Here is an 11,019-nt window from a genome sequence, read left to right on the forward strand (position 1 = left end):
CTATGACTGGTGTTCGGCATGGGTGAAAACCCACGGCCATCCGCTTGCCATTGTCGAGGGCCGCATCGATGGTATGCTGGCGTTTCTGCTGCCGCTGGAAATCCAGCGGCTGCACATGGTCCGTTGCGCCCAATTCATCGCCACCCGCTTTACCAATTTCAACAGTGGCCTTTTCTCTTCTGTTTTCCGCGCGAAAGCCGCCGCACTGCCGGCAACCGAGATTGCTGAGGCTCTGCGCGAAGCACTATCCGACCAGGCGGACCTGATCAGCCTTTGCAACATCCCGCTTGATTGGCGCGGCGAACGCCATCCGCTTGCCGATCTCGCGACGGTCGAAAACCAGAACCATGCTTTTCAGCTGCCGCTGGGCGCAGACATGGAACAGACCATCGCACCGCTCAATGCCAAGCGGCGACGCAAGAAATATCGCGTCCAGATCCGCAAACTGGAGAGTGCGGGCGGCTTTGAGCATGTCCAGGCACGATCGGCACGGGAGAAAGCGCAGCTGCTGGAGCTGTTCTTCGTCCAGAAGGCTGCCCGGTTCAAAGCGTTTGGCCTGCCGAATGTGTTTCAGGCGCCGGAGACCCAAGCCTTCTTTCATATGCTGCTCGACCTCGACCGCGGTGGCTCGGATGTTCCGCTCGAACTGCATGCCATCCGGCTGAAGGGTGAACATGATGGCAAGATTGCCGCCATTGCCGGTCTTTCGCGCAAGGGCGATCACGTCATCTGCCAATTCGGCTCCATCGACGACACGCTGGTTCCGGAGGCGAGCCCCGGCGAACTGTTGTTCTGGCTGGTGATCGAGCGCAGTTGCCGCAATGGCGCGGCGCTGTTTGATTTCGGCGTGGGAGACCAGGATTACAAGCGCAGTTGGTGTACCCAGGAGACCGTGCATCACGACATCCTGATGCCGCTAACGGCAACCGGGCGCCTGGCTGCCCTCGCCCAGCGAAGCGTGACGCGAACCAAGGCGGCGATCAAGGGAAATGCGCATCTCTACGGCCTGCTTCAACGCCTACGCGCACAGGCGACGACAACCTCGACCAAAGCCCCGGGCACAGACGATTGAAGATGGGCCTAGTCAAGCCGCGTTGCGGTCGCGATCATCGGGGACCGGCAAGCGCGCGGCCATCAATACCAGATCCGAATAGCCAGCATTTTCGAAGGCAGCCATGATTTCGGCCAGCTCTTCCGGATTGGGCTCCGGGGCCGACAGAATGATCTCATGCGTGCCGCTGCGGCTCAGGCGCGCAACACCTTCGGCATTGGCCGGACCGCATTCGACCACAACCATGTCATAGGCATCTGCGAGCGCATCGACGATCATCGACAGGCGATCAGCACCACGCATCGCTTGGCGGATGTCCGAATTGCCCTGTGGGATGATATCGGCACCGGACAGCCGGTCCGGATGGATCGTATCGGCAAAGGCTGCGTCGCCGCACAGAAGATCGGTCACGCCCGGCAGGTCGGAATCGGTTGCCATCAGCATCGTCGGGCAGGCCGAACCGGTCATGTCGACCAGAACCACCCGGACGCCGCGGCTGGCAAGTTCGCGGGCCAGGAGGACCGTACCCGCCGAGCCATCGTCACCCGAAGGCGAAATCGCAAAGGCGATCCGGGTTCCCTCCTCCATCAGATAAGTCGCCACGGCAGAGACAGAGAACTCGTCTTCCTCTTCCGGCTCTACCGGTTCGTGCGCAAAGTCCGGCTCATCCCGATCCGGGCTTTCCGCCTGGAAATCAAGCGTCTGCTCCATCTCATAGGCCAGATCATCGTCGGCTTGCGCTTCGATCTCGCTTGCGGCCGTTTCAGCGGGGATCTGCGACAGAACAGTCTGCGGGCCGGCCAGTTGCGGCTCGCCTTCATCGTCATGTTCGCGGTTGTCTGCCTGGCTTCCGCTCGGGCGCAAGGCGCGACCGCTGAAGAGTTCCAGCATCATCACCAGAACCGCGCTCAGGATCAGCGTCGCCAAGGCCGCGACGATGGTGATCGGAATAACTTTAGGGAAATTCTGCTCGGAAGGCTCGATGGCGCCGGAGACGACACGCGCATCCGCCGGGCTCGCATCCTTGCCTAGGCGGGTGGAGGCTTCCCGGTAGCGGGCGAGATAGGTTTCCAACAACTGACGCTGAGCCGTTGCCTCCCGCTCCAGTGCCATCAGACCCACTTCGTCCTCGCCGGCGCGGGCACTGTCGGCCTTGACCGTGTTCAACTGGGCGATCAACTGGGTTTCACGCTCACGCGCAACCGCTGCGTCATTTTCCAGGCTTGCCGCGATCTTGGACGATTCGGCTGCAATCTGCTCGCGGATGCCGGAAAGCTGCGCGCGCAACGCCTTCATCTGCGGATGCCCATCCAGCAAGGTGGTCGACAGATCGGCGATCTGGCCACGGATCTGCGATTCCGTCGTCTTCAACCGCTGAACCGATTCCGATCCGGCGATGGCATCCAGGGTATCCGTCGGCCTGCCGCTTTTCAGCGCCGCCAGGACGTTCTGCGCCTTGGCTTCCGCATCGGCACGTTCGCCACGGACACGCGCCAGTTCAGACGAAATGTCAGAGAGCTGCTTGGAACTGAAGGATGACGAATCGGCGCCCAGCGGCATCAGTCCGGCGGAGGAACGGTATTCGGCGACCTTCTGCTCGGCATCACGCACCTTCTCGCGCAGATTGGCGATCTCGGTCTCCAACCAGCGGGCGGCATCGGAATTGCTGTCGAGCTTGGCGCCGCTCTGCAGCTGGCGATAGACGTCTATGATCGCATTGGGAACGGCGGCGGCCAGCGCGGGATCCTTCGAGGTGAATTCAATGCCGATCACACGTGACTTTTCAACCTGATAGACCTGCAGCTTTTCCTTGAATGCCCGCAGCACCCGCTGCTCGGGCGGGAGCTCGAGCGGGTTCTTCTTCAGCCCGAACAGGACGAGAAAGTCGGAAATAGCGGATGGCTTGGTGTCGGGATCGAACTCTTCGCGTTCATACAGTTTCAGATCGCGAGCGACCTGCTTCATCAGATCAACCGACTGCAGGAGCTGGACCTGGCTGACGATATTGAGTTCATCCGACAACGGTTCGCTGGTCGTCGAGGCGGAGCCTGGCGACAAGAAAGTCGGCTGCCGCGGCTCGATCAGAATGCGCGCGTCGGCCTCATAGGTCGGGTCTATCAGGCTTGCGCCGACGAAGGCCAGCGCGCCGGTGAGTGCCGTCGCGGCAAGGATCCTGCCCTTCCGTGCCCAGACGGCACGGAATAGCTGCGCGAGATCGATATCCACGTCCTGATGACCGTTGCCCAAACTCGACATGCCCAACTCCCGGTACAAATTCAGCGCGAAAGTAAAGGAACATGGTAACTCAACCGTTAATATGTGCATCCGCCATGCACGCCGGCCGGGACAGAGCAAGCAAACGGCAAATTTCTTTACCCGGTGTTAACCCTAACCGATTGATAACGAGGCATCGAATTCTGAAAGATCGGGAGCGCGTAGGCGCATGGCAAGGGCTGGTACAAACGGGATATTGTTGCTCGCGGCAGCAGTTCTGTCGGCAGGACTGGCCGGCTGCGCAAGTTATCGGCCTGCACCGAAGGTTTTTCATGAGGCAACCATCCAGCCTTACCGGCTGGACAGTGGCGACCGTCTGCGCGTCACCGTCTTCGAACAACCCAGCCTGAGCAACACCTATACCGTCGACCAGGCCGGCTATATCGCCTTCCCGCTGGTCGGCCAGGTTCCGGCACGCGGCTCATCCCTTACACAACTCGAAGGTGCGGTAGCCCAGAAGCTCAAACAGGGTTACCTGCGTGATCCGGACGTCACCATCGAAATCGACCGGTATCGCTCGATCTTCGTCATGGGTGAAGTCGGACAGGCGGGGCAATATGCCTATGTGCCGGGTATGACCATCCTGAATGCGATTGCGGTTTCAGGTGGTTTTTCCAGCCGGGCCAACCAGCATGATGTCGATGTCACGCGCAAGATCAACGGCCAGATCCTGACCGGCCGCGTGCCGATCACCGATCCCATTCTCGCTGGCGACACGGTCTATGTTCGCGAGCGGCTGTTCTGATTTATGCAGAAGCCGGGGTCGCTTCGCATCATTCATTGTTTCAGGTCGCCGATCGGCGGAATTTTCCGCCATGTCCGCGACCTGGCCGAATACCATAGCCGTGCCGGTCACCAGGTGGGCATCGTCTGCGACAGCTCCACCGGCAGCGAACACGAAGACAGGCTGTTCGAGCAGATCTCCCCCTATCTTTCGCTTGGCCTAACGCGGATACCCATTCGCCGGTCCATCAGTCCCGGCGATCTCTCTGCACTGATCAAAAGTTACAAGAAAATCGAGGAATTGCAGCCGGATATCCTGCATGGACACGGCGCCAAAGGCGGCGTGCTCGCGCGGATCATCGGCTCAGCCCTGCGGGTGAAAAAGTATCGCGTTTCCCGCTTCTATTCGCCCCACGGGGGCAGCCTGCATTTTTCCGGCGCGAAGATCTCAGGCAAGGCCGTCTTTGCCATCGAGCGGGTGCTTGAACACATGACGGAGGCGATCTCCTTCGTCTGTGACTACGAGCGCAATGCCTACGAGGCGAAGATCGGCAAACCCCGTTGTGATTCCGCGCGCATCTACAATGGCATCAGTGATGGCGATTTCGAACCGATCCCGACCGATGCCGACGGGGTGGATCTGCTCTATGTCGGCATGCTGCGCGACCTGAAAGGGCCGGACGTCTTCATCGAAGCCTTTGCCCAGGCCGAAAAACTGGTCGGGCGTCCGCTGAAGGGGCTGGTCATCGGAGACGGTCCCGACAAGGCAAAATACGAGCGCATGCTGGAGCAGAACGGGCTTTCGGGGCGTGTCTCCATGCTGCCCGCCATGCCGGTCAAACAGGCCTTTGCGAAATCAGAGATCATCGTCGTGCCGTCGAGGGCGGAGGCGATGCCCTATATCGTGCTGGAGGCCCTGGCCGCCGAAAAAACCGTGATCGCCTCACGCGTTGGTGGCATTCCGGAAGTGCTGGGGCAAGCGAGTGATGCGCTGGTCGAGCCCGGCAATGCGGGGGCATTGGCCAGCATCATGGCAAAGGCACTGCTCACACCCGGTTGGGGTCGTGATACCATGCCAAGACGCGAGCAGTTCCAGTCGCGGTTTTCCGCATCCGTGATGGCGCATGAACTCGAAGGCCTCTACCGCAGACACTTGATCGTCTCTTAACTGCAGCCATTCGCTCTGTGCCAAATCGACACAGAATCTTCGCTTCCCGCCTGAGAAGCTCAAGCGTTTCTTAGGACCTTGCTGCTAGCTTTCGCGCACACACATGCGAGAGCGAACAATGAACAAGGTTGATAAGCCAGACGCATTCGACCTCGGTGCCATGCGCCAAAAGGCGAGCCAGGCGGCCACTGATCCTGACACGTCCAACGGGCCAACGGAGCCGGTGGAAATCAGCGCCCTGGCGCGACAGATCGCCGGTCAGTACAGTGACGTCAACTATTCGCCATCGATCATCATTGGCCAGTTGCGGTTCCTCGAATTCTTCAGCCTGTTTGCCATCGCGCTTGCGGCCAATTTCTTCTTCGCGCTCGCGCCCTACGACCACCTCATGAGTTCGGCCATCAACGGTTTCGCCAGTGCGGCGCTGGCCTTGGTGCTGATGCAGGTAGCCGACTGCTACGATGTTTCCATTCTGCGGACACCGATGCGGTTCATGGGCCGCGTACTGGCGAGCTGGATGGCAGCGGTCGCCATGACCGCGTTGGTTAATCTCCTGTTTTTCACCAACGACGCACATTACCGGATGGTGCTGGCGGCGTGCTTCCTGCTTGGCGCGGCCTATCTGTTCATCGAACGCAACCTGATCGGCTTTGCCATCCGCCGCTGGGCGCGCAACGGCGTGATGGAGCGCCGCGCCGTGATCATCGGCGGCGGCAAGCCGGCCAAGGACCTGATCCGTGCGCTGGAACAGCAGCCGGAAAACGACATCCGCATTTGCGGCATCTTCGACGACCGCAACGCACAGCGCTCACCGGACATGATCGCCGGCTATCCGAAGCTCGGAACGGTGGCCGAACTGGTCGAGTTCGCCCGGCTGGCCCATATCGACATGCTGATCATTTCGCTGCCGCTGAGCGCGGAAGCGCGCATCATGCAGTTGCTGAAAATGCTCTGGGTATTGCCCGTCGACATTCGCCTGGCGGCGCATTCGAACAATCTGCGCTTTCGCCCGCGTGCCTATTCGCATGTCGGCGCGGTGCCGCTGCTCGACATTCTCGACAAGCCGATCCGCGACTGGGATTCTGTGGCGAAACGGGCATTCGACATCTTTTTCAGCCTTCTGGCTCTCGCGCTGCTCTGGCCGGTGTTCATCGGCGCGGCGATTGCCGTGAAGATGAACTCGAAGGGGCCGGTCTTCTTTGTTCAGAAGCGCCATGGCTTCAACAACGAGATCATCAACGTCCTCAAGTTCCGGTCGATGTATACCGAAATGAGCGACCCGACGGCGCGCAACGCGGTGACCAAGAACGATCCGCGCGTCACCTCTGTCGGCCGGTTCATCCGCAAGACATCGATTGACGAGTTGCCGCAGATCTTCAACGTTCTGCGCGGTGACCTTTCCCTCGTCGGTCCGCGCCCGCATGCCATTCTCGGCCAGACACGCGACAAGCTCTATGGCGACGTCGTCGAGGGCTACTTCGCCCGCCACCGGGTCAAGCCGGGCGTGACCGGCTGGGCGCAGATCAATGGATGGCGCGGCGAGATCGATACCGATGACAAGATCAAGTTTCGCACGGCCTACGACCTCTACTACATCGAGAACTGGTCGCTGCTCTTCGATCTGAAGATCCTGTTCCTGACACCGATCCGTCTGCTCAATACGGAAAACGCCTATTGACCTCGATCGCCGCCCAACAGCCCGTTCCCTTCAGGCCGCAGGCAGCGGCCGTCCAGATGGTCGCGTCATGGCTGATTGCCTTCGGCGTCTTTCTGTCCGGCTTCGTCATCTCCGAACCAGCACCCTATGAATTGCTGATGGTCGTGCAGGTGGCGCTGTGGTTCCTGCTCGGGCTGAAGATCTCGCGCGCCGTCGCCCCGCTGCTTGCCCTGCTGCTGACGTTCAATGTCGGCGGCATGCTGTCGCTGACCGTGCTGCGCGATATTGTGACGGACCAGGTTCTCTATGTCGCCGTATCGATTTTCCTGGCCATTACCGCCGTCTTCTATGCCGCGATCATCGAAGATCGCCATCAGCGGCTGAAACTGATCTTCCAGGCCTGGGTGGCTGCAGCGGTTATCACCGGCATGCTCGGCATCCTTGGATATTTCCACGCCTTTCCGGGCGCCGAGATCTTTACCCGCTACGACCGCGCCATGGGCGCGTTCCAGGATCCGAACGTGTTCGGTCCGTTTCTGGTCGCCCCGACGCTTTACCTGATGTACGGCCTTTTGACCGGGCGGCTTGTCGATGCGCCCCTTCGCATTGTCGGCATCCTGATCATCACCTTTGCCGTCTTCCTGTCATTTTCCCGCGCGGCCTGGGGCCTGTTCCTGTTTTCGGCGCTGGCGCTTGTCTTCATCATGCTGCTGAAGGAACGCACCAATGCGTTCCGGCTGAAGATCCTGATGCTGTCGCTGGCGGCCGTCGCGTTGATCGTGCTTGCACTGGTCATCGCCCTGCAGTTCGAAAAGGTTCGCGACCTCTTCCTTGCCCGTACGCAACTGGTTCAAGACTATGACGGCGGTCATCTCGGCCGCTTCGCTCGCCACCGGCTTGGCTTCGAAATGGCGATGGAGCGGCCATTCGGTATCGGTCCGATGATGTTCAGCAAGATCTTCCCGGAAGACGAGCACAATATCTGGCTCAAGTCGCTCATGACCTATGGCTGGCTCGGCTTCGTGTCCTATGTGACGATGATCCTCTGGACCTTCTCGATGGGCTTTCGATATCTGCTGCGCGACCGACCCTGGCAGCCGTATTTGATGATGTCCTGGATCGTCCTGGTCGGCCACATGCTGATCGGCAACGTCATCGACACCGATCACTGGCGGCATTTCTATCTTGTTCTCGGCATTGTCTGGGGATGTGGAGCGCTGGAATGGCGCCATCAGCGGCAGATCCGGCAAAACGCCGCCTGATCGCGGTGCAGAGATCAATAATCTCAGAGAAGATTTGATTCCTGCACCATCTGCGCCATATTAATCGTCATGATCTCAGCTGCTCAAATTCGCGCTGCCCGCGCTCTTATCGACTTGACGATAGACAAGCTGTCGGCAGCCAGTGGCGTTCCGGCGCTCATGATCCTGCAGATCGAGACCGAGCGCGCCTATGATGCCGGCCCGGACACCTTTGCACGGCTCAGGGAAGCGCTGGAAGACATGGGCATTGCATTCCTCGACGCCGGGCAAGGTGGTGAAGGGGGCGAAGGCATCCGCCTTTCGCGCCGCCCGCACGAGGTCGATGGCATCCGCCCGGAAAACCTCAACGCCACCAACGACGATTAATTTCCCGCATCATGGAACAAAACCTTGTTCCATCGCTTACCTGCCTGAACGACACAGACAGGAGAAATTCATGAATCGAAGCAACGGTCTCTATCTCATCATCGGTGCACTCGTCGTGGCCGTGGTCGGCCTCGGTGCCTATGTCTACCGCGAGGAAAGCAAGCCACAGGGCGTGGAGCTTCGCATCGGCGAAAATGGCGTTTCGGTGGAAGAGAACTGAGCGATATACGGTGTTTTACACCGGCTTGATAAAGCTTCGATAGAACTGCACGGGGGCGCTTATGGCGCCCTCAAGCATGTATGGCTGGCGCTCGGTCGTGCCGGCGCGCCGGGTGATCGGCAACCCATGGTCGAGCCCGTCGATCATGCGGAACTCGACAAGCACCCTACCCTCTCGATCCTTCCAGACGTGCGACTTGCCGGTGGTCGTCACCACTTCCACCCCGTGCTGCTCCTCCAGACCATACAGATCAAGCCACTGGGCAAGACTTGCCCTTGCATTGACCGGGGCGACAACATGGTCGGCACTGCCGTGCCATATCGATACCGCCGGCTGCGCCTTGGTATCCGGGCGTACCTGGCGGACCAGATCGCCCCATTCCGACGCATTGCGGTTGGCACCGGATTTCATCACCGACAAGGCTGTCATCGCATCGCGTGCCGCGCCAAAAGGCAGGCCGCCGACGATCTGGCCTGCGGCAAACAGATCGGGATAAGTGGACAGCAAGGCGGCGGTCATCGCGCCGCCTGCCGACAGGCCCTGGACGAAAATACGGTCCGGCGCGATCCCGTGACGATCGGCTGAATGTTCGATCATCTGACGGATCGACATCAGTTCACCGCGATCCCTGGCAACGGCGCTGGGGCGGAACCAGTTGAAACAGAGGTTCTGGTTGTTCTGCTTGGTCTGTTCCGGATAAAGCAGGACAAAACCCTTTTCGCGCGCCATCCGGCTCCAGCCGCTAGCATGGTCGAAGCCTTGAGCGGTCTGCAGGCAACCGTGCAACACGACCACAAGAGCACTGCGCTCCGCTTTGGTGGACGGGACGAATTCCAGCATGCGCAGCCGGCCTGGATTGTGGCCGAAGGCATGAACTTCCACGAGCCCCGAACGGCTCGCCCGCGCACGCGCAGGCTTCACACGTGCAGGCTTGGGCGCATCAAACGTCGGCAGCGTACGCATTGCGGCGGTGAGTTTCTTGCCCCACCTGCGCTGCTCCCGCAGGATCGATGATAGCGGCATAGGGATCTTGAAGCGCATCAGGCTCTCACTCTTTGTCAGTCTCTATCATCGCATATAATGCTGCATTGCAGCAAACATAGGACTTGCGAGGAGAAAAATCAGCGTGACGGGCAGAGCCCGTACTTCTGTCTGTGGATAATCTGAAAAACTACTGGGATATCAAGGATTAAATGGTCGGGGCGGCCGGATTTGAACCGACGACCCCTTGACCCCCAGTCAAGTGCGCTACCGGGCTGCGCTACGCCCCGACCCGCCTATAAGGCTTGATCCTGTTAGACTTTTGGCTTTCCCGGCGCAAGCGGAAAAAGCAGGCCGCAGATTAAAAAAGGAACGAGGGCCTATAAATGCACAGGATGGAACGAAAAGTCCCACCAAAGTCCCATAGACGTTCACGTTGAGATCCGGAAAACTTACAGGTGAAACATGAATGCAGCATTCCGTCGGGCAATCGCGATACCCTTATGCCCGCCCGAAATAACAGAGGGTTGTGACGGATCGCTTTAATATCTATCAATACGATGCCGAGCTGTAGATGGAGGATAGATCGGAAGCAAGTATCGGGCAGGTGAAGCCATCACTTGCTAAGGCTTCGCCGACGCAATTTATAGAGTATCACTTGAGGTTGCTATGGCCAAAATGAGTATAGAGAAGCGCCAGGCTGCGACAAAACAGGCGGCCTTCAATCTTTTGGACGACCTACAGCATATGCGTGACGTGGTGGCAAAGATCGCCATAACATCTGGAGATCTCCGCCGGCTCAGCAATGTTTTACGAAGGCTTTTAATTGATGAGTCCGGCGACCTACCGAAAGTCGCTTCTCCGCGCCTTGGAAGAACTCTTTTCCTTACCGCCCCAGACATCGACAGCATGACAAAGCAGGTGGACGAAGAAGGTCTGTATTTTGCCTCATTAGGAGCCAGCAAAATATTCGGTAGCCGTGTTGAGGTTCTGACCATGTATATGAACTGGATCCAGCCCTACCAGGGCAAAGACGAGCATATTAAGCTGGAAGGTATGAGGGGAGAGCCCGACACAGAACTTAAGCGAGTAAAGATAGAGGAATTTCTTCGGCAAAAGGTTCTATTTTTCGCTAACACGTGGTTCACTCGAGTCGAAATTCTAAAGTACGTTTCCAATATCGCCGGTGGGGTACACAGTGGCGAACTCAAGACAACAAACCAGCAAAATCTCCACCGACTTCGTCAACTCGTCTCCTACGTCATGCATGACGGAGTGATGGGAATGCAAATGCATACGGCGCCTTTTAGATCGATG

The 11,019-nt window shown here is 59.0% G+C and carries 10 protein-coding genes and 1 tRNA gene; 8 read left to right on the forward strand and 3 right to left on the reverse strand.

All coding sequences use genetic code 11. The features are described from left to right. A partial coding sequence (locus tag PDO_RS04320; RefSeq protein ID WP_007598306.1) for a GNAT family N-acetyltransferase occupies positions 1 to 1,072 on the forward strand: 1,072 nt, incomplete at its 5' end. 12 nt (positions 1,073 to 1,084) lie between these two features. On the opposite strand, the gene PDO_RS04325 is transcribed toward PDO_RS04320, so the two are convergent. Then, a complete protein-coding gene (locus PDO_RS04325) occupies positions 1,085 to 3,307 on the reverse strand; it encodes a GumC family protein (RefSeq protein WP_007598308.1) in 2,223 nt (740 codons plus the stop codon). Positions 3,308 to 3,494: 187 nt separating this feature from the next. Between PDO_RS04325 and PDO_RS04330 the strand changes: the two genes are divergently transcribed. The 6 genes from PDO_RS04330 to PDO_RS28525 all read left to right on the forward strand — a co-directional run bounded on the left by PDO_RS04330 (position 3,495) and on the right by PDO_RS28525 (position 8,721). Beyond that, positions 3,495 to 4,070 carry a polysaccharide biosynthesis/export family protein gene (locus tag PDO_RS04330; RefSeq protein WP_007598315.1) on the forward strand — a complete coding sequence of 192 codons (576 nt, stop codon included), beginning with the start codon at positions 3,495 to 3,497 and terminating at the stop codon, positions 4,068 to 4,070. A 3-nt stretch (positions 4,071 to 4,073) separates the two neighbouring features. Continuing rightward, on the forward strand, positions 4,074 to 5,216 hold the full coding sequence (locus tag PDO_RS04335; protein ID WP_007598316.1) for a glycosyltransferase family 4 protein: 1,143 nt from the start codon (positions 4,074 to 4,076) through the stop codon (positions 5,214 to 5,216). A gap of 118 nt (positions 5,217 to 5,334) precedes the next feature. Beyond that, a complete protein-coding gene (locus PDO_RS04340) occupies positions 5,335 to 6,894 on the forward strand; it encodes an undecaprenyl-phosphate glucose phosphotransferase (protein ID WP_007598317.1) in 1,560 nt (519 codons plus the stop codon). Further along, on the forward strand, positions 6,891 to 8,135 hold the full coding sequence (locus PDO_RS04345; RefSeq protein ID WP_007598318.1) for an O-antigen ligase family protein: 1,245 nt from the start codon (positions 6,891 to 6,893) through the stop codon (positions 8,133 to 8,135). The genes PDO_RS04340 and PDO_RS04345 overlap by 4 nt, the downstream gene beginning before the upstream one ends. 69 nt (positions 8,136 to 8,204) lie before the next feature. Then, entirely contained in the window at positions 8,205 to 8,501 is a 297-nt protein-coding gene (locus tag PDO_RS04350) for a hypothetical protein (RefSeq protein ID WP_007598319.1), read from the forward strand. Between the two features lie 70 nt (positions 8,502 to 8,571). After that, positions 8,572 to 8,721, forward strand: coding sequence for a hypothetical protein (locus PDO_RS28525; protein ID WP_007598321.1), 150 nt, complete (start codon positions 8,572 to 8,574; stop codon positions 8,719 to 8,721). A gap of 15 nt (positions 8,722 to 8,736) precedes the next feature. Here the strand turns inward: PDO_RS28525 and PDO_RS04360 are convergent, their stop codons facing one another. Together PDO_RS04360 and PDO_RS04365 are read right to left on the reverse strand one after the other, a co-directional pair. Further along, positions 8,737 to 9,762, reverse strand: a complete 1,026-nt coding sequence (locus PDO_RS04360) for an extracellular catalytic domain type 1 short-chain-length polyhydroxyalkanoate depolymerase (protein WP_007598323.1) — start codon at positions 9,760 to 9,762, stop codon at positions 8,737 to 8,739. A gap of 153 nt (positions 9,763 to 9,915) precedes the next feature. After that, a tRNA-Pro gene (locus tag PDO_RS04365) sits at positions 9,916 to 9,992 on the reverse strand. A gap of 379 nt (positions 9,993 to 10,371) precedes the next feature. On the opposite strand from PDO_RS04365, the gene PDO_RS04370 reads away from it, so the two are divergent. Continuing rightward, positions 10,372 to 11,019: hypothetical protein (locus tag PDO_RS04370; protein ID WP_007598325.1), on the forward strand; the 648-nt coding region annotated here is incomplete at its 3' end.

This window comes from Rhizobium sp. PDO1-076 (assembly GCF_000247475.1).
GTDB lineage: Bacteria > Pseudomonadota > Alphaproteobacteria > Rhizobiales > Rhizobiaceae > Allorhizobium.